Annotated in this window: 18 protein-coding genes, 1 rRNA gene and 1 riboswitch; of the genes, 16 read left to right on the top strand and 3 right to left on the bottom strand. The window is 43.2% G+C overall.

Features of this window, described 5'->3' with window-relative positions; genetic code table 11:
• Nucleotides 1-92 (top strand): 5S ribosomal RNA (gene rrf, locus ACIQXV_RS13885); the annotation flags it as partial.
• Nucleotides 93-374: 282 nt separating this feature from the next.
• Here rrf and ACIQXV_RS13890 read toward each other — a convergent pair.
• Nucleotides 375-1,628, bottom strand: coding sequence for a translocation protein TolB (locus tag ACIQXV_RS13890; protein WP_402959747.1), 1,254 nt, complete (start codon nt 1,626-1,628; stop codon nt 375-377).
• Between the two features lie 126 nt (nt 1,629-1,754).
• On the opposite strand from ACIQXV_RS13890, the gene ACIQXV_RS13895 reads away from it, so the two are divergent.
• From ACIQXV_RS13895 to purD, 14 genes are all read left to right on the top strand, one after another.
• A complete protein-coding gene (locus ACIQXV_RS13895; protein ID WP_402959749.1) occupies nt 1,755-2,297 on the top strand; it encodes a DUF2179 domain-containing protein in 543 nt (180 codons plus the stop codon).
• The gene (locus ACIQXV_RS13900) at nt 2,294-2,491 is read left to right on the top strand and encodes an NETI motif-containing protein (RefSeq protein ID WP_402959751.1); all 198 of its coding nucleotides are present in this window, start codon (nt 2,294-2,296) and stop codon (nt 2,489-2,491) included. Before ACIQXV_RS13895 ends, ACIQXV_RS13900 begins: the two co-directional genes overlap by 4 nt.
• An 88-nt stretch (nt 2,492-2,579) precedes the next feature.
• A riboswitch (purine riboswitch) is annotated at nt 2,580-2,681 on the top strand.
• A gap of 134 nt (nt 2,682-2,815) precedes the next feature.
• Complete coding sequence (gene purE, locus ACIQXV_RS13905; protein ID WP_402959753.1) at nt 2,816-3,304, top strand: 5-(carboxyamino)imidazole ribonucleotide mutase; 489 nt, start codon at nt 2,816-2,818, stop codon at nt 3,302-3,304.
• Nucleotides 3,297-4,445 carry a 5-(carboxyamino)imidazole ribonucleotide synthase gene (gene purK / locus ACIQXV_RS13910; RefSeq protein WP_402959755.1) on the top strand — a complete coding sequence of 383 codons (1,149 nt, stop codon included), beginning with the start codon at nt 3,297-3,299 and terminating at the stop codon, nt 4,443-4,445. The genes purE and purK overlap by 8 nt, the downstream gene beginning before the upstream one ends.
• 3 nt (nt 4,446-4,448) lie before the next feature.
• On the top strand, nt 4,449-5,747 hold the full coding sequence (purB, locus tag ACIQXV_RS13915; protein WP_402959757.1) for an adenylosuccinate lyase: 1,299 nt from the start codon (nt 4,449-4,451) through the stop codon (nt 5,745-5,747).
• Between the two features lie 200 nt (nt 5,748-5,947).
• Nucleotides 5,948-6,661, top strand: a complete 714-nt coding sequence (gene purC / locus ACIQXV_RS13920; RefSeq protein WP_402959759.1) for a phosphoribosylaminoimidazolesuccinocarboxamide synthase — start codon at nt 5,948-5,950, stop codon at nt 6,659-6,661.
• On the top strand, nt 6,654-6,908 hold the full coding sequence (gene purS, locus ACIQXV_RS13925; protein WP_402959761.1) for a phosphoribosylformylglycinamidine synthase subunit PurS: 255 nt from the start codon (nt 6,654-6,656) through the stop codon (nt 6,906-6,908). Before purC ends, purS begins: the two co-directional genes overlap by 8 nt.
• Complete coding sequence (gene purQ, locus ACIQXV_RS13930) at nt 6,905-7,588, top strand: phosphoribosylformylglycinamidine synthase subunit PurQ (protein ID WP_402959763.1); 684 nt, start codon at nt 6,905-6,907, stop codon at nt 7,586-7,588. The genes purS and purQ overlap by 4 nt, the downstream gene beginning before the upstream one ends.
• Entirely contained in the window at nt 7,572-9,797 is a 2,226-nt protein-coding gene (gene purL / locus ACIQXV_RS13935; protein WP_402959765.1) for a phosphoribosylformylglycinamidine synthase subunit PurL, read from the top strand. Before purQ ends, purL begins: the two co-directional genes overlap by 17 nt.
• Nucleotides 9,773-11,179 (top strand): amidophosphoribosyltransferase, encoded by a 1,407-nt coding sequence (purF, locus tag ACIQXV_RS13940; RefSeq protein ID WP_402959767.1) that lies wholly within the window; start codon nt 9,773-9,775, stop codon nt 11,177-11,179. Before purL ends, purF begins: the two co-directional genes overlap by 25 nt.
• Before the next feature lie 5 nt (nt 11,180-11,184).
• Nucleotides 11,185-12,219 carry a phosphoribosylformylglycinamidine cyclo-ligase gene (purM, locus tag ACIQXV_RS13945; RefSeq protein ID WP_402959769.1) on the top strand — a complete coding sequence of 345 codons (1,035 nt, stop codon included), beginning with the start codon at nt 11,185-11,187 and terminating at the stop codon, nt 12,217-12,219.
• The gene (gene purN / locus ACIQXV_RS13950; RefSeq protein ID WP_402959771.1) at nt 12,216-12,812 is read left to right on the top strand and encodes a phosphoribosylglycinamide formyltransferase; all 597 of its coding nucleotides are present in this window, start codon (nt 12,216-12,218) and stop codon (nt 12,810-12,812) included. The genes purM and purN overlap by 4 nt, the downstream gene beginning before the upstream one ends.
• Nucleotides 12,787-14,325: a bifunctional phosphoribosylaminoimidazolecarboxamide formyltransferase/IMP cyclohydrolase gene (gene purH / locus ACIQXV_RS13955; RefSeq protein WP_402959773.1), complete on the top strand. Its 1,539-nt coding sequence runs from the start codon at nt 12,787-12,789 to the stop codon at nt 14,323-14,325. The genes purN and purH overlap by 26 nt, the downstream gene beginning before the upstream one ends.
• A gap of 14 nt (nt 14,326-14,339) precedes the next feature.
• Complete coding sequence (purD, locus tag ACIQXV_RS13960) at nt 14,340-15,611, top strand: phosphoribosylamine--glycine ligase (protein ID WP_402959775.1); 1,272 nt, start codon at nt 14,340-14,342, stop codon at nt 15,609-15,611.
• A 19-nt stretch (nt 15,612-15,630) separates the two neighbouring features.
• Here the strand turns inward: purD and ACIQXV_RS13965 are convergent, their stop codons facing one another.
• On the bottom strand, nt 15,631-15,816 hold the full coding sequence (locus tag ACIQXV_RS13965; protein ID WP_402959777.1) for a hypothetical protein: 186 nt from the start codon (nt 15,814-15,816) through the stop codon (nt 15,631-15,633).
• 88 nt (nt 15,817-15,904) lie between these two features.
• The gene (locus ACIQXV_RS13970) at nt 15,905-16,210 is read right to left on the bottom strand and encodes a YgaP family membrane protein (RefSeq protein WP_402959779.1); all 306 of its coding nucleotides are present in this window, start codon (nt 16,208-16,210) and stop codon (nt 15,905-15,907) included.
• 166 nt (nt 16,211-16,376) lie between these two features.
• On the opposite strand from ACIQXV_RS13970, the gene ACIQXV_RS13975 reads away from it, so the two are divergent.
• Nucleotides 16,377-18,122 carry an adenine deaminase C-terminal domain-containing protein gene (locus ACIQXV_RS13975; RefSeq protein WP_402959781.1) on the top strand — a complete coding sequence of 582 codons (1,746 nt, stop codon included), beginning with the start codon at nt 16,377-16,379 and terminating at the stop codon, nt 18,120-18,122.
• Nucleotides 18,123-18,184 lie beyond the last annotated feature (62 nt).

Here is an 18,184-nt window from a genome sequence, read left to right on the forward strand (position 1 = left end):
CACCCGTTCCCATACCGAACACGGAAGTTAAGCTTCTCAGCGCCGATGGTAGTTGGGACATGCGTCCCTGTGAGAGTAGGACGTTGCCAGGCAAACGAAAGACAACCTATATTGGGTTGTCTTTTTTTTTGCCAACGAGTGAAAGTGGAAAGTAAAAATGTAAAAGTGAAAAGTAAATGATTAAAACCGGAAAGTAAAATCAAAAAAGTGGAAAGTAAAATGACAAAAATGGAAAGTAAACAGCCAAAACCGGAAAGTAAGCCCAATCAAATAGGGAATAAAATTGGAATTTCATCGAAAAAAGCACCCAATAGGGGTAATTGGGTACCAAAATGGTTATGCGTTAGTCTTTTTATTTCTTCCATAAGTAAATTTCACGATGATTTACCCCGATATAAACTAAAAATTTCCTCCCAATTCCACTTTTCATAGTACCAGCTTGCCATTGTAAGGTTTTTAACCCATTGCTTTTCTTTCATATCTTTCCTTGTAGCCACAAGTATATTGGCGGTCTGTCTATCGGTCCGAATCCAAATTAGCTGATTACGATAAAATTGCGGCGCAAAATCACCTTCATTTTTTGCAGGAAAAGTTACTTGCTTTTGTTTAGCTAAAATTTTAAAAATGCTTGGCAATGGTCGTTTATTCACCTCTTCCAATTCACTCTCTTGAGAACGAGAAACGTAAAGCACATGATTATTTTTCCATAAAAAATCCCGATCGGCATATCCCAAAGGTGTTATTTTCCTTTTATGGAAGCTTGGAACGAATACCGCTTTTAATTGTTTATTATTCAACGCTACCCTGCCGAATCCACTAATGTAACCGAGAGCACTTCTGCTTGGAGCCCATTGCAGCCATTCCTCATGATTTAACATTTCATCTACCCTTTGAAAAACCTGTCCATCCGCAGAAAGAATACAAAGAGTATTACTGTCTGCTGACAAAGAAGCTGTAGGATTTAATAAAAAACTGATCCATTTATTATCGTGTGACCATTTAAACTGGCTTGTGCTTACATAATATTCATCCTCTCCAACCGGTATTGTATAAACCGGCTTTACAATTGGCTTTTGCCGGTTAATTCCAAGGGATAGTTTCGATAACTGGATATCAGTATGAAGTTTTGGACTTTTCTTAATGGAAATCAATAGCTCCTCCCCATTTGGATACCAAGAAAAGTTTTCAACCCTATCTATCAATTGATTAACGAGAAATGGCTTTGCCGGCTCCGCCGAATCAATAACAAATAAATCAGACTTAATAAGAAAAGCAATTTTATTTTGCCGAGGTGACCATTGAAAATTGTTCGTTACATTGGGAGTAACTTTCACATGTTTATTCATGCGGATATTGAATAACCATAGCTCCCCGTTGTGTAGAGAGTTGTCAATTTCCTTTTTTCCCTTTAGGTAGGCAACCCATTCCCCGTCATGAGACCATTTTGGATACCTTACAAAATCTCCAGAAGTAAGCCTGTTTTCTTCCTTTCCAATTTTAATCCATAAGTCATCGCCGCGAATAAATGCTGCTTTTAAAGAATCCATTCCGGTATTTGCGTGGGCGGTCAAATGAAATGGGATAATAGCTGTAACAATGAAAATAGTAAGAAGTATAACTTTTTTCATCAAATTGCTCCTTTTAACGTAAGAGATGGGTATATATATTTTGTACCAATTGATAAAGAATCATCACCGAATTTTAATGCATTTGTGATAAAGTGAAGGAAGCAGAATTTTAAAGGAGGCCTCATTGTGTTAGAAAATAGTTTAATGATGGTTGCGATTATCCTGATTATTAATATTGTCTATGTTTCTTTTTTTACCATAAGGATGATCTTGACGTTAAAGGGTCAGCGTTATTTAGCAGCAATGCTCAGTATGATCGAAGTAGTCATCTATGTACTTGGACTTGGTCTTGTGTTAAATAATTTAGATAAAATTCAAAATCTGATTGCGTATGCCGTTGGTTATGGAATCGGGGTTATTGTCGGGATGAAAATTGAGGAAAAACTGGCGTTAGGCTATATTACGGTCAATGTAATTACCAAGGAATATGATAAAAATCTGCCTAGAATTTTAAGAGAAAAGGGATATGGCGTGACTAATTGGGATGCAAATGGACTCGAGGGCGGCCGGATGGCGCTGCAAATCCTTACACCAAGGAAATTTGAATTAAAGCTATACGATGCCATTAAAAGTATAGATCCTAAAGCATTTATCATTACATATGAGCCCAAATCCATCCATGGCGGCTTCTGGGTGAAATCAGTGAAAAGAGGGAAGTTATTTTCATGAGTAAAAAGAAAGCACAATTTGAAGTGAAGGAAAATGAAAGTATTGAGGATTGCTTGAATAGAATGAAACAGCATGGTTATGTTCCTGTTCGCCGAACAGAAAAGCCAATTTTTCAAGAAATAAAAAAAGGTGGAGAAACGATTTATGAGCCAATCGGCCGTCAAATTGTCTTTGAAGCGATGTTAATCGAGTAAAACACGAACATTCTTGCTGTATTTTAAAAAAACGTTCGATTTAATAATTGACAACCCAATCATTAGGCTGTTATGATGTAGGTAGTTAATAAGAATTTACCTTTACCCTCGTATATCCATGGGAATATGGCCCATAAGTTTCTACCCAATAACCGTAAATTATTGGACTATGAGGGAAAGTCGATATGTTCGGCACGGCACAAAAAGGGCGAATGCCTGCTTTTTGTTGACCTTACTTATGGATGCCCGGACAAATGGCTTTCTCTTATTGGAGATGCTGTTTGATCCGGGTATTTTATTTTGCCAAAAAAAGGGGGATCAAGGATGCGAAATCTTGTCGGAGTCATTATGGGGAGTAAATCAGATTGGGAAACAATGAAGCATGCTTGTGAAATATTGGATCAATTTGAGATTCCATATGAAAAAAGGGTGGTATCAGCCCATCGCACACCTGATTTGATGTTTACATATGCAGAAGATGCTAGAAATAGAGGCTTGAAGGTGATTATTGCCGGCGCGGGGGGAGCGGCTCATCTGCCGGGAATGGTTGCAGCAAAAACGATTCTGCCGGTAATCGGAGTTCCTGTTCAATCCCAAGCCCTAAATGGATTAGATTCCTTGCTGTCGATTGTACAAATGCCGGGCGGTATACCGGTAGCAACAGTGGCGATCGGAAAAGCCGGTGCCGTGAATGCTGGCTTGCTGGCCGCACAAATTTTAGCAACGGATGACGCAGCACTTGCAGACCAATTAGAAGCTAGAAGAGAAACTATTAAACTAGAAGTACTAGAAAGTAGTGATCAACTTGCATAACAGAACGATTTTACCAGGTGCGACAATTGGCATTATCGGCGGCGGCCAGCTTGGAAGAATGATGGCATTAGCGGCTAAAGTTCAAGGGTTTCGAATCGCTGTTTTAGAACCTGTTTCGGATTCACCGTGCGGACAAGTGGCAGACGTTGAACTGATTGGCGCTTATGATGACAGGGAGGCCATTTCACAGCTTGCAGCCATTAGTGACGTCATTACCTATGAATTTGAAAATATCGATGCCGATACATTAGGCTGGCTTTGTGAAAAGGCATATGTTCCTCAGGGGAAAGAACTTTTAACAATTACGCAAGATCGAATCACGGAAAAGGCAGCCATCCAGCAAGCTGGAGTAGAGGTAGCTCCATATGAGGTCATTAATAACGGAGAAGAATTATTTTTAAAAAAAGGACGGATCGGTTACCCAGCTGTATTGAAAACAGCAAGAGGCGGCTATGATGGCAAAGGACAGCTTGTGATGAATACGGAAGAGGATTTAGCTAAGGCAGAACCGCTTTTCAAATTTGGCAGCTGTGTGTTGGAAAAATGGATTCCGTTTGAAAAAGAAATTTCCGTCATTGTTACCCGAAAACTGGACGGGGAAACGGCCTTTTTCCCAGTAGCGGAAAACATTCATGAAGATAATATCTTGCATACCACCATCGTTCCGGCCCGAATCTCTGAAGAGCTGGGAGAAAAGGCGATTCAAAAGGCGAAGCAGATTGCTGATTCACTTGGACTAGTCGGGACGCTTGCTGTCGAGATGTTTGTGACAGGTGATGGCATGATTTATATTAATGAATTGGCACCGAGACCGCATAATTCAGGTCACTTTTCTATTGAGGCATGCGAAACATCGCAGTTCGAGCAGCATATTCGCGCCATTTGCAATTGGCCATTAGGAAGCACCGAGCTATTAAAACCGGCTGTTATGGTCAATCTATTAGGAGAACATCTTGACCGCCTATTTAAGGAAATCCCGGACTTGAATGGCTGGAAGGTTCATTTATACGGCAAAAAGGAGCCAAAATTGAAAAGGAAGATGGGGCATGTTACCATTTTGAAGGATAACGTTGATGAGGCCCTTAGGGAAATAGGGGAAAGCAGCATCTGGCGTACAGCAAAAGAAATGATCGGAGGATAAAACATGATTGATCGTTATACAAGACCTGAAATGGGAGCCATCTGGACGGATGAGAACCGCTTTAATGCCTGGCTTGAAGTGGAGATACTTGCATGTGAGGCATGGGCAGAACTAGGGGAGATTCCTAAGGAAGATGTTCGCAAGCTCCGTGAAAATGCTTCGTTTAATATTGACCGAATTAAAGAAATCGAAGAAGAAACAAGACACGATGTCGTAGCCTTTACCCGTGCGGTTTCGGAAACATTGGGCGAGGAGCGGAAATGGGTTCATTACGGTCTGACTTCAACAGATGTGGTGGACACAGCACTATCCTTTGTATTGAAACAAGCCAATGCCATTTTATTAAAAGACTTGGAAAACTTTGTTGAGATTTTAAAAAATAAAGCAATTGAGCATAAAATGACCGTGATGATGGGAAGGACTCATGGGGTACATGCGGAGCCGACAACTTTTGGCTTGAAGCTCGCCCTTTGGTATGAAGAAATGAAACGCAACCTGGAGCGCTTTAAGCAAGCTGCAGCAGGTGTAGAGTTTGGAAAAATCTCAGGCGCGGTCGGAACCTATGCAAATATTGACCCATTTGTGGAACAGTATGTCTGTGAAAAATTAGGTCTTGGACGGGCGCCCATTTCGACGCAAACATTGCAGCGTGATCGTCATGCTCATTACATGTCAACAATTGCCTTAATCGCTACATCGATTGAAAAATTTTCGGTTGAGGTCCGAGGATTGCAAAAGAGCGAGACACGCGAGGTTGAAGAGTTTTTTGCAAAAGGTCAAAAAGGGTCATCGGCCATGCCTCATAAACGTAATCCAATCGGCTCGGAGAACATGACCGGTATGGCACGCGTCATTCGCGGCTATATGATGACGGCTTATGAAAATGTGCCGCTTTGGCATGAGCGCGATATTTCCCATTCCTCAGCAGAACGCGTCATTTTGCCAGATGCAACAATTGCCTTAAATTACATGCTAAACCGCTTTGGTAACATTATTAAAAAATTAACTGTATATCCGGAAAATATGAAACGCAACATGGATCGTACGCTAGGGTTGATTTATTCACAGCGGGTGCTGCTTGCCTTGATAGATAAAGGTTTGTCTCGAGAAGAGGCGTACGATACAGTGCAGCCCAAAGCGATGGAAGCGTGGGAGTTGCAAGTTCCATTCCGCGGTTTAATTGAGGCCGATGGAAAAATTACCTCTTTGCTTTCTGGCGCCGAGATTGCCGATTGTTTTGACTATCATTACCACCTGCAGCATGTAGATACAATTTTTGATCGGTTAGGGTTGAACGGGTAAACGCGTTCTACGTGACCGAATAGATGGAAAAAATGATTGAAAGGTTACGTAGGCGGGTTCTACATTACCAAATGAGTTAAAAAGATATCTAATCGGGTTCCTAGAGCCAGTACAAAATAAATAGGGGCAGTTACAGCAGGAGTTTGCCCCTCCTTCTAGATTGAAGATTCCCAATATTTCGAAATAAGGAGTGATTCACCATGAAAGAACTGCTTTACGAAGGAAAAGCTAAGCGAATATACAAAACCGATGAAGAGGACGTTGTTTTAGTTGAATACAAAGATTCCGCTACTGCTTTCAACGGAGAAAAGAAGGCAGAAATCATCGGTAAAGGCCGGCTCAATAACGAGATTACTAGTTTGTTATTTTTAAAACTAAAGGAACAAGGAATTGAATCACACTTTATCAAAAGAATCTCCCAAACGGAGCAGCTGGTGAAGAAAGTAACCATCATTCCGCTTGAAGTAGTCGTTCGCAACGTGGCTGCCGGCAGCTTTTCAAAAAGATTGGGAATCGAAGAAGGCAGACCGCTGTCAGCACCAATTGTTGAGTTTTATTTAAAAGATGATGCGCTCGGTGATCCGCTGGTGACAAACGACCATATCTTTGAACTAAAAGCGGCGACAGCCGAAGAGATTACGATTTTACGAGAAAAAGCGCTGGAAGTAAATGCGGTTTTATCGAGCTTTTTTGCAGAACTAGGCATTAACTTAATCGATTTTAAACTCGAGTTTGGCAAAGACGAACAGGGACAAATTTTATTAGCTGATGAAATTTCTCCTGACACCTGCCGCCTATGGGATCAAAAAACAAATGAAAAGCTGGATAAAGATGTATTCCGCCGCGATTTAGGAAGTTTAACAGAGGCATATGAAACGATTTTAACAAGACTTGGAGGTCATCAGCATGTATAAAGTCAAAGTATACGTAACATTGAGAGAAAGTGTATTAGATCCGCAAGGCAAGGCTGTCACTCAATCATTAAATTCGTTAAATTATCAGGAAGTATCCGATGTCCGTATCGGTAAATATATGGAACTGACGATTGAAAAATCAGAACGTGACCTTGATGAAGTCGTGAACGAGATTTGTGCGAAGCTGTTAGCCAATCCGGTGATTGAAGACTACCGCTACGAAGTAGAGGAGTGTGTCGCCCAGTGAAGTTTGCAGTGATAGTTTTTCCAGGCTCAAACTGTGACGTCGACATGTTTCATGCGATTCAAGATGAACTTGGCGAAGAAGTCGAATATGTCTGGCACGATACTGAAAGCTTAGACGGGTACGATGGAATTTTATTACCAGGCGGCTTTTCTTACGGCGATTACCTTCGTACAGGTGCCATTGCTCGTTTTAGCAATGTCATGAAAGAAGTCATTAAAGCGGCTGAGGCTGGCAAGCCCGTGCTTGGGGTGTGCAACGGATTCCAAATCTTACTTGAAGCGGGCCTCCTGCCGGGAGCGATGAGACGAAACGAAAGCCTGTCATTTATTTGCAAGCCGGTCGAATTAATCGTAGAAAACAATCAATCAATGTTTACTGCTGAATATAAGCAAGACCAAACGATCACGATTCCGGTCGCCCATGGCGAAGGCAATTACTATTGTGATGAAGAAACGTTAAATCAGCTAAAATCCAATAACCAAATCGTGTTTACTTATCAGCAAAATCCCAATGGCAGTCTCGAAGATATTGCCGGAATCACGAACGAAAAAGGGAATGTTCTTGGGATGATGCCACACCCTGAGCGGGCGGTTGACGAGCTTTTGGGCAGCGCTGACGGGCTGAAATTGTTTCAATCAATCGTAAAATCTTGGAGGGAAGCACATGTTGTCAACGCTTGAACCAAATCCAGAGCAAATTAAAGCAGAAAAAATCTATCAGCAAATGGGTTTGTCCGATGAAGAGTTTGCGATGGTCGAAAACATCCTCGGCAGGACGCCGAATTATACTGAAACTGGTCTTTTCTCGGTTATGTGGTCGGAGCACTGCAGTTATAAAAACTCAAAGCCAGTTCTAAAAAAATTCCCAACCACGGGTGAAAAAGTTCTCCAAGGTCCAGGCGAAGGGGCTGGGATTGTCGATATCGGCGACGGCCAGGCGGTTGTGTTTAAAATCGAAAGCCATAACCACCCATCTGCAATCGAACCGTACCAAGGCGCTGCAACAGGTGTCGGCGGAATTATTCGTGATGTTTTTTCAATGGGCGCACGGCCGATTGCGATGTTAAACTCGCTTCGTTTCGGCGAACTAGATAAGGCAAGAACGCGCTATTTGTTTAAAGAAGTGGTAGCGGGTATTGCCGGATACGGCAACTGCATCGGCATTCCAACCGTTGGCGGTGAGGTGCAGTTCGATCCATCCTATGAAGGAAATCCGCTCGTCAATGCCATGTGTGTCGGTCTGATTAATCACGAGGATATTAAAAAAGGTCAGGCACATGGGCTTGGCAATACGGTAATGTATGTCGGTGCAAAAACTGGACGCGACGGGATTCACGGTGCAACGTTTGCTTCTGAGGAACTGACAGAGGATTCGGATGAAAAACGTCCGGCGGTTCAAGTCGGCGACCCGTTCATGGAGAAACTCTTGTTAGAAGCCTGCTTGGAACTTATCCATTCGGATGCCCTTGTAGGGATTCAAGATATGGGTGCCGCAGGACTTGCCAGCTCTTCTTCCGAAATGGCCAGCAAAGCTGGGATGGGCATCGAGATGAATTTAGATCTTGTACCGCAGCGCGAAACGGGAATGACTGCTTATGAAATGATGCTGTCTGAATCACAGGAACGGATGCTTATTGTCGTGAAAAAGGGCAGAGAGCAGGAGATCAAGGATCTTTTTTCAAAATATGATTTAGAAGCTGTCGCGATTGGCAAGGTAACTGACGATAAACAATTCCGCCTAATCCATAAAGGGGAAGTGGTTGCCGACCTGCCAGTTGATGCATTGGCTGAAGATGCACCTGTGTATCATAAACCTTCTAAAGAGCCGGCTTACTTTGCAGAATACCAGGCGATGGAAAATGAAGTACCAAAGGTGGATGACCTTAAAGAGACACTAGTAAAATTGTTAAGCCAGCCTACGATTGCCAGCAAGGAATGGGTGTACGAGCAATATGATTATATGGTGCGCACGAATACGGTAGTGTCTCCAGGTTCTGATGCCGCTGTTACTCGGATCAGAGGGACACGTAAGGCGTTAGCGATGACAACGGATTGTAATTCGCGCTATGTGTACTTAGATCCAGAAACAGGTGGAAAAATTGCTGTTGCAGAAGCTGCCCGCAACATAATCTGTTCCGGCGCCGAGCCGCTAGCAATTACTGATAACCTGAACTTCGGTAACCCTGAAAAGCCGGAAGTATTCTGGCAGATTGAAAAAGCGGCTGACGGAATCAGCGAAGCCTGCCGGGTTCTTGAAACACCGGTCATCGGCGGAAACGTGTCATTATATAACGAAACAAGCGGCACAGCGATCTATCCAACCCCTGTTATTGGAATGGTTGGACTCGTTAGTGACCTTGACCATATTACGACCCAGCATTTTAAAACTAGCGGCGACCTCATTTATTTAGTCGGGGAAACGAAACCCGAATTTGGCGGCAGTGAGCTGCAAAAGCTATTAAACGGTAAAATTTTCGGAAAAGCACCGGAATTAAATATTGATTTGGAAAAAGAAAGACAAGACCAGGTTCTCGCTGCGATTCGTGCTGGCTTGGTTCAATCTGCTCATGATTTATCGGAAGGCGGTTTGTCCGTTGCCCTTGCAGAATGTCTTTTTACAGCAAAAGGACTTGGGGCTGACGTGAAGATTACAGGAGATTCTGTTTCTGCCCTCTTTAGCGAAACACAATCACGTTTTCTTTTAACCGTCGAAAAAGAACAGCAAGTCGAGTTTGAAAGTTTAGTAGATGCGGCCCTTATTGGTGCAGTGAATGATTCTGGTGTCTTACGAGTTCTTAATGAAACAGTTCCTGTTCTTGAATCTGCGGTCGAGGAATTAAGAGCTGCCTGGAAAGGGGCGATCCCATGCTTGCTGAAATCAAGGGATTAAACGAAGAATGCGGCATTTTTGGTGTCTTTGGACATCCAGATGCCGCACAATTAACCTATTACGGGCTTCACAGCCTGCAGCACCGCGGCCAGGAGGGAACCGGAATCGTTGTCTCTGATGGAAAGAAACTTACAGGCGTCAAGGGAGAAGGCCTTGTGACGGAGATTTTTACAGCAGAAGCGATGTCCCAATTATCTGGATGTGCAGCGGTCGGTCATGTCCGTTATGCGACAGCAGGGGGCGGTGGCTATGAAAATGTTCAGCCGCTGTTGTTCCATTCGCAAAGCGGCAGCCTTGCCCTTGCCCATAACGGCAACCTGGTAAATGCTACTTCGTTAAAACACCAGCTAGAAGCGCAAGGAAGTATTTTTCAAACAAGTTCAGATACGGAGGTTTTAGCCCATTTAATTAGAAGAAGCGGATTTCAGCAAATGAAGGAACAGGTGAAAAATGCTTTGACCATGTTAAAAGGGGCATATGCCTATTTAATTATGACGGAAACCGAACTAATGGTGGCGCTTGATCCCCATGGTCTAAGACCGCTTTCGCTTGGCTGTCTTGGTGATGCTTATGTGGTGGCATCGGAAACATGTGCCTTTGATGTGGTCGGTGCTGAATATATTCGCGACATTATGCCCGGTGAACTATTAATCATCAACGAAAACGGACTCACATCAGAGCGGTTTTCGTTGAGTACGACAAAAGCCATCTGTATGATGGAGTATGTTTATTTTTCAAGACCTGATAGTAATATTCAAGGAGTTAATGTCCATACTGCCCGCAAAAACTTAGGAAAAAGGCTGGCGATTGAAGCGCCGATTGATGCGGATGTAGTGACAGGGGTGCCGGATTCCAGTATTTCAGCGGCGATCGGCTATGCAGAAACGATGGGGATCCCGTATGAAATGGGGTTAATCAAAAACAAATATGTCGGCAGAACGTTCATCCAGCCTTCCCAGTCATTACGGGAGCAAGGGGTTAAAATGAAGCTGTCGCCTGTTCGCGGGGTTGTGGAAGGGAAACGGGTGATTATGGTCGACGACTCGATCGTCCGCGGCACGACAAGCAGAAGAATTGTTACCATGCTGAAAGACGCCGGGGCGACAGAGGTACACGTTGTCATTAGTTCACCACCGATTAAAAATCCGTGCTTCTATGGAATTGATACGTCTACAAAAGAAGAATTGATTGCCTCTGATAAGTCGGTTGAAGAAATTCGCGAACTAATTGGAGCGGATTCGTTAACCTTTTTAAGTGAGGATGGCATGGTAAAGACACTTAGCCAGTTAGGGACAAATGGCGTTTGCCTGGGCTGCTTTAACGGAAATTATCCAACAGAAATCTATCCAGATACACTACAGTATTATTATCAAAAGGGGTGACGGTGATGGCAAATGCGTACACACAAGCAGGAGTAAATATCGAAGCAGGCTATGAAGCCGTTGAGCGGATGAAAAAACATGTACAGCGGACAGCAAGGGCAGGTGTGGTTGGGGGCCTTGGCGGCTTTGGCGGCATGTTTGATCTCTCAGCGCTCGGATTAAAAGAGCCAGTTTTGGTGTCTGGCACCGATGGGGTTGGCACGAAGCTGATGATTGCATTCATGATGGATCGTCACGATACGATTGGAATCGATGCGGTAGCGATGTGCGTCAATGATATTGTTGTCCAGGGAGCAGAACCGCTCTACTTTTTAGATTATATTGCTTGTGGCAAAGCCATTCCTGAAAAAATCGAGGCGATTGTCAAGGGAATTGCCGACGGCTGTGAACTGGCCGGCTGTGCCTTAATTGGCGGGGAAACTGCGGAAATGCCTGGACTTTATCGTGAAGACGAGTATGATCTGGCCGGTTTTTCAGTTGGCGCGTGTGAAAAGCCGCAATTGATCACAGGGGAAACGATTAAGCCGGGAGATGTCCTAATTGGCTTAGCGTCAAACGGAATTCACAGTAATGGTTACTCGCTAGTCAGAAAGGTGTTTAACAACTGGTCATTAATCGAGTTTGTTGATGAACTCGGCTGTACATTAGGCGAAGAATTACTGAAACCGACAAAAATATATGTCAAACCGATTTTGGCGGCATTGAAAAAATTCCAAATCAAAGGGATGGCCCACATTACCGGCGGCGGTTTTATTGAGAATATTCCAAGGATGCTGCCTGCAGGCCTTGGCGCCGAACTGAACGAAAAAAGCTGGCAAATCCCATCTGTATTCAAGTTAATCTCTGAGGTTGGACAAATCGATTATCAAGAGATGTATAATATTTTTAACATGGGAATTGGAATGGTCGTTGCCGTTGATCAGAAAGATGCGGCTGATGTAATGGCGCATTTCACAGATTTGGGTGAAACGGCTTATGAACTCGGCGTTGTTACCGAGCAAGAAGGAATTCAGATTAAAGGTTTTGGTGGACGCAGATGAAAAAAATAGCAGTGTTTGCCTCAGGCAGCGGCAGTAATTTTCAAGCGATCATCAATGTGATTCGAGAAGGGCTGCTGCCGGCTGAAATTTCCCTGTTAGTTTGTGACCAACCCGGAGCCTTTGCGATTGAAAGAGCAAAAGCAAATCAAATTCCTTGTTTTATTTTTTGCGCAAAAGATTATCCCAGTAAGGCAGATTATGAAACAGAAATCGTTGCACTGTTAAAGGATGTTGACTTAATTGTCCTTGCCGGTTATATGCGGTTGGTTGGGCCAACTCTGTTAAAAGAGTATGAAGGGCGAATTGTGAATATCCATCCATCATTGCTGCCCGCTTTTCCCGGAAAGGATGCGATTGGTCAGGCATTAGCTGCAAAAGCAAATTGGACCGGTGTGACGATTCATTTCGTTGATGAAGGCATGGACACTGGCCCCGTCATTGTCCAAGAGCGAATCCGGATCGAGGAAAATGAAACAAGAGAAAGCTTACAAAAGAAAATTCAACTCACCGAACACAAGCTATATCCATCTATCTTACACATGTTGTTAACACAAGGAGTGGTTATAAATGACGAAAAAGCGTGCACTTATTAGTGTTTCTGACAAAAGTGGTGTCAGTGAATTTGCAAGGGAATTAGTGAATCTTGGCTTTGAAATTATTTCTACCGGCGGCACGAAAAAAATGCTGCAGGAGCAAGGCATTGCCGTACTTGGCGTTAGTAATGTTACTGGATTTCCGGAAATTTTAGAGGGACGGGTAAAAACTCTGAATCCATATATTCATGGAGGATTGCTGGCAAAACAGGATGATTTAGAGCATCAAAAGCAGCTCAGTGAACATGGGATTGAGCCGATCCAGCTTGTGTGTGTGAATCTCTATCCATTTCAGCAAACCATTGAAAAACCAGACGTAACTGTAGCGGATGCCATCGAGAATATCGATATCGGCGGCCCAACCATGCTCCGTGCTTCCGCGAAAAATCATCAATATGTAACAGTTGTTGTTGATCCGGCTGACTATCAAACTGTGCTTGCAGAATTAGCAGCGGATGGCGCAACAATGCTTGAAACAAGGAGAAAGCTTGCGGCCAAGGTGTTCCGCCACACTGCAGCCTATGATGCCCTTATTGCAGGATACATGACAGACCTTACTCAGGAAGAAACACCGGAAAAATTAACGGTTACATATGAATTAAAGCAGACGTTACGATACGGAGAAAATCCGCATCAACAGGCCGCTTTTTATAAAAAACCGCTTGGCTCTACGTTCTCTATTGCCTATGCGGAGCAGCTTCATGGCAAAGAACTTTCGTACAACAACATCAATGATGCAGATGCAGCACTGCAAATTGTGAAGGAATTTTCAGAACCGGCTGCTGTGGCGGTGAAGCATATGAATCCTTGCGGTGTTGGCACCGGTAAATCAGGATTTGATGCTTTTACAAAGGCGTTTGCCGCAGACCCCGTGTCAATTTTTGGCGGTATTATTGCTTTTAATCGTGAAGTGGATGCGGAAACTGCAGCTAAACTCCATGAAATTTTCTTAGAAATCATTATTGCACCGTCTTTCTCGGATGAAGCGTTAGCGATTTTAACGGGGAAAAAGAATCTGCGTTTGCTTACAATTTCGTTTAATGAAACAAAAAAGGCAGAAAGAAAAATGACAACCATTGAAGGTGGATTGCTCGCTCAAGAACAAGACCGCTATTCACTGGCGGATGCTGAGGTTACGATTCCGACAAAGAGACAGCCGACAGATGCAGAGTGGGAAGCGTTGAAGCTGGGCTGGAAAGTTGTGAAGCATGTAAAATCGAATGCAATTGTGGTTACTAGTGAAGACATGACGCTAGGAATTGGTGCCGGTCAAATGAACCGAGTTGGTTCCGCTGAAATTGCATTGAAACAGGCGGGTGCAAAAGCAGAAGGTGCAGCACTTGCTTCTGATGCCTTCTTCCCGATGGACGATACCGTGGAAGCAGCGGCAAAAGCAGGAATTACGGCAATCATTCAGCCAGGCGGCTCAATAAAAGATGCGGATTCGATCAAAAAAGCTGACGAATACGGAATTGCCATGGTATTTACAGGCGTTAGACACTTTAAACATTAAATGAGGTGTAATGGATGAAGGTACTAATCATTGGCCGCGGCGGGAGAGAGCATGCCATCTGTCAAAAGGTAAGCGAGAGCACGTTTGTGGAAAAAGTATTTGTCGCTCCAGGGAATGCCGGCATGACTGATGTGGCAGTTTGTGTTCCATTTGAGGAGTCACAGCACGAGCGATTAATCGAGTTTGCGAAAGAACAAGGTGTGGGCTTAACGATTATCGGGCCGGAAGTTCCTTTGTTAGAGGGGCTTGCTGATAAATTTGAAGAGGCGGGATTGGCGGTGTTCGGTCCGCGAAAAGCTGCCGCTGAGATTGAAGGAAGCAAATCTTTTGCGAAAGAACTGATGAAAAAATATCAGATTCCAACTGCTGATTATGCTGTGTTTACCGCGTATGAAGAGGCACGTCAATATGTGGAGGAAAAAGGCGCGCCTATTGTGATTAAGGCAGATGGGTTAGCTGCTGGGAAAGGTGTAGTAGTTGCTTTTACAAAAGAGGAAGCATTTACGGCCTTGGAAGATATGCTTGTAGGAGCGAAATTTGGGAGCGCCTCTTCCTGCGTCGTCATTGAGGAATTTTTAAGCGGTGAGGAATTTTCATTAATGGCATTTGTGAATGGGGAAGTCGTCGTACCACTGGAAATCGCCCAGGATCATAAACGGGCATTTGATGGCGACCAAGGTCCGAATACTGGCGGAATGGGTGCCTATTCACCGGTTCCGCAAATTGGCTCGGAAGCTGTTCAGGAGGCGGTCAGTACGGTCCTAATACCTGCGGCAAAAGCGATGGTGGAAGAGGATCGGAGCTTTTGCGGGATATTATATGCAGGTCTGATTAAAACGGCTGACGGGCCAAAGGTCATTGAATTTAATGCCCGTTTTGGTGACCCGGAAACACAGGTTATTTTGCCAAGGCTAAAGTCTGATTTGGTTTCAGTGATTTTAGAGCTGTTGAATGGAAAAGCCCCAGAGCTTGAGTGGGATCCGCAGCCGATGGTCGGTGTTGTTGTGGCTGCAAAAGGGTACCCGGAGGCTTATGAAAAGGGTGCAGTGCTGACAGGATTAGCGGAGTTATCGGAGGATGTTTCTGTTTTTCATGCTGGTACGTCTGTGAATGCTAAAGGGGAGTTTATCACGGCCGGCGGCAGGGTGCTTCTTGTGGGAGCGAAAGCCACCAACTTGATGGAAGCTCAAGAAAAGGTGTACAGCGAGCTGGAGAAGTTAACTTGTGATGGCGTTTTTTATCGAAAGGATATTGGGGCGAAGGCGATTCTTTCTGCTGTTAGGTAAAAGGGAAAAGTATCCTTCATTAAAAAGATGAAGGACACTTTTGTAGTTTTTTAGAGAAATGGTCTTCATAAACGGAATGAAGACCATTTCGCTGGTTTTTTAAAGAGAAACGGTCTTCATAAGCGAGATGAAGACCATTTTGCTGGTTTTTTAAAGAGAAACGGTCTTCATAAGCAGGATGAAGACCGTTTTGCTGGTTTTTCAAAGAAAAATGTCCTTCATAAGCCCGATGAAGGACACTTTAGCAGATTTTCAAAAAGATTTGTCCTTCATCATTTAGTATACTTTCACCGTTAAGACGGATTATAAGGCACAACCGAATCCCCATCCATATTGGTCAGCCCTTCCATCCCGTCCATGGAATCCGTTGTTTGGTTATGCTCCTGAATCATGTCCTGGCATCTTTCACATAATGCCGTTAAAGGGCAATAACGGACAATCCCCTCAGCAACCTTCATCGCGCCGCATAATGCAGCAAACAAATAAGAATCCCTCCATGGATGCTTGACAAGCTTCGAGGTGCTCCAAGCAAGAATCGTCAACCCAAAGGTAATGCGAATCATTGCGTTTAAAATCCCGATATTTGGTTTAATGTTCAAATTGTTCACTCCTTCACAAAATTTTTACAATATTTATCAATTCTTTACTGCTTTAAATAGTAAAATATGATACTATAGTATCTAAAGAAAATTTTTGTAAGGGCTTTCTTTGTTGTTAATTCAACTTATTATTATATAGATAGTTTTTTTTAGGGAGGGACATGGTATGCTGGAACAACGCTACCGCTGGAAAAATAAACATTTACGCATGCATGTATCCGTTTTGGATGGAAAAACATCTCCAACCATTTTGTTAAAAAATGCCTTGTATTTAAATCAGACATTTCGTAAATGGATGAGAGCGAATATTTGGATTTATGAAGATCGGATTGTTTATGTTGGCGAGAACTTACCTCCAAATATGGAAACATGTGAAATCATTGATTGCACAAATGAAATTCTTGTCCCTGGATACATCGAACCGCATGCACATCCATTTCAATTATATAATCCCCTATCATTGGCGGCCTATGCATCTCAATTTGGGACAACGACGTTAATTAATGACAACATGGCGCTGATATTAAATTTGAAAAAGAGGGAAGCGTTTTCATTATTAAGGGATCTTCGTTCTATCCCCACAACGATGTTTTGGTGGAGCCGATTTGATTCACAAACGGAAATTCTGAATGAAGAAGAAATTTTTTCGCATAGTAATGTTAAAGCGTGGCTCGAGCACGATGCGGTTCTGCAGGGTGGAGAATTAACGGGCTGGCCAAAACTGCTTGATGGCGATGATATGATGCTTCATTGGATTCAAGAAGCCAAACGAATGCGCAAGCAAATTGAAGGACATTTTCCTGGTGCATCGGAAAAAACCTTAGCGAAAATGATGCTTTTAGGTGCGGATTGTGATCATGAAGCGATGACAGGTGAAGAAGTTTATAACCGTCTCATGCAAGGCTATATGGTGTCACTTCGCTATTCTTCGATCCGCCCTGATTTGCCGCAAATTTTGGACGATATGAAGCGTCTAGGCATCGAGGCATATGATAGATTACTATTTAATACCGATGGTTCATCGTCAACATTTTATGAGCAAGGGATGAACGATCAAATGATCCGGATCGCCATTGAAAAAGGTGTTCCTGTCATTGATGCCTATAATATGGCAACCGTAAATATTGCCAGATACTACAATATCGATCATTTACATGGTAATATTGCCACTGGACGCGTCGCAAATATTAACTTTTTATCAAGCATTGAAAATCCAACGCCGGTCTCTGTTTTGGCAAAGGGAAAATGGGTAAAGCGCGACGGTGTGAAGGTGGACGATGCGTATGCCTCGATTAATTGGGATCAATATGGGCTTAAACCAATGGAAATGGATTGGGATTTATCCATGGATGATTTACAATTTTCGATGCCGTTTGGGATTAAGATGGAAAACTCCGTCATCACAAAACCATATTCGATTGCCATTGATGCTTCAGGAGATGAATTACCGTCGAATCATGATGAATGCTTTTTTACCTTGATAGATCGAAATGGAAATTGGCGAATCAATACCTTATTGAAGGGTTTCGCAAAAACCTTGCCGGCATTGGCCAGTTCCTATTCCAACACAGGTGATATTATTTTAATCGGAAAAGACAAACAGGATATGCTCCATGCTTTTAATAGAATGAAAGAATTAGGCGGGGGCATTGTCATGGTGGAGAATGCCGAAATCGTATGTGAGGTGCCTTTACATTTAAACGGAATTATGTCAGACCTCCCTGTGGAAAAATTAATCGAGCAAGAAAAAAGACTTTTGGTTGAGTTGGAAGAACGGGGCTATAAATTTTCAGATCCTATTTATAGCCTTGCCTTTTTCTCTGCCACTCATTTGCCATATATTCGTATAACTCAGCAGGGAATGTACGATGTTATGAATAAAACAGTACTCTTTCCGTCAATAATGCGTTAAACTGTAAGTAAGTAAAGAGTTAAAGCGTGAAAGTGTTTTGCATCTTGGTCGTGAAATTGGGG

The organism is Neobacillus sp. NPDC097160, assembly GCF_044762155.1.
GTDB lineage: Bacteria > Bacillota > Bacilli > Bacillales > Cytobacillaceae > Neobacillus.

Excerpts from the sequence above, each read along its gene's own strand:
- ACIQXV_RS13890 (WP_402959747.1), bottom strand. The coding sequence starts at position 1,628 with ATGAAAAAAGTTATACTTCTTACTATTTTCATTGTTACAGCTATTATC.
- ACIQXV_RS13900 (WP_402959751.1), top strand. The coding sequence starts at position 2,294 with ATGAGTAAAAAGAAAGCACAATTTGAAGTGAAGGAAAATGAAAGTATT.
- purE (WP_402959753.1), top strand. The coding sequence starts at position 2,816 with ATGCGAAATCTTGTCGGAGTCATTATGGGGAGTAAATCAGATTGGGAA.
- purB (WP_402959757.1), top strand. The coding sequence starts at position 4,449 with ATGATTGATCGTTATACAAGACCTGAAATGGGAGCCATCTGGACGGAT.
- purC (WP_402959759.1), top strand. The coding sequence starts at position 5,948 with ATGAAAGAACTGCTTTACGAAGGAAAAGCTAAGCGAATATACAAAACC.
- purS (WP_402959761.1), top strand. The coding sequence starts at position 6,654 with ATGTATAAAGTCAAAGTATACGTAACATTGAGAGAAAGTGTATTAGAT.
- purL (WP_402959765.1), top strand. The coding sequence starts at position 7,572 with ATGTTGTCAACGCTTGAACCAAATCCAGAGCAAATTAAAGCAGAAAAA.
- purF (WP_402959767.1), top strand. The coding sequence starts at position 9,773 with ATGCTTGCTGAAATCAAGGGATTAAACGAAGAATGCGGCATTTTTGGT.
- purM (WP_402959769.1), top strand. The coding sequence starts at position 11,185 with ATGGCAAATGCGTACACACAAGCAGGAGTAAATATCGAAGCAGGCTAT.
- purN (WP_402959771.1), top strand. The coding sequence starts at position 12,216 with ATGAAAAAAATAGCAGTGTTTGCCTCAGGCAGCGGCAGTAATTTTCAA.
- purH (WP_402959773.1), top strand. The coding sequence starts at position 12,787 with ATGACGAAAAAGCGTGCACTTATTAGTGTTTCTGACAAAAGTGGTGTC.
- purD (WP_402959775.1), top strand. The coding sequence starts at position 14,340 with ATGAAGGTACTAATCATTGGCCGCGGCGGGAGAGAGCATGCCATCTGT.
- ACIQXV_RS13975 (WP_402959781.1), top strand. The coding sequence starts at position 16,377 with ATGCTGGAACAACGCTACCGCTGGAAAAATAAACATTTACGCATGCAT.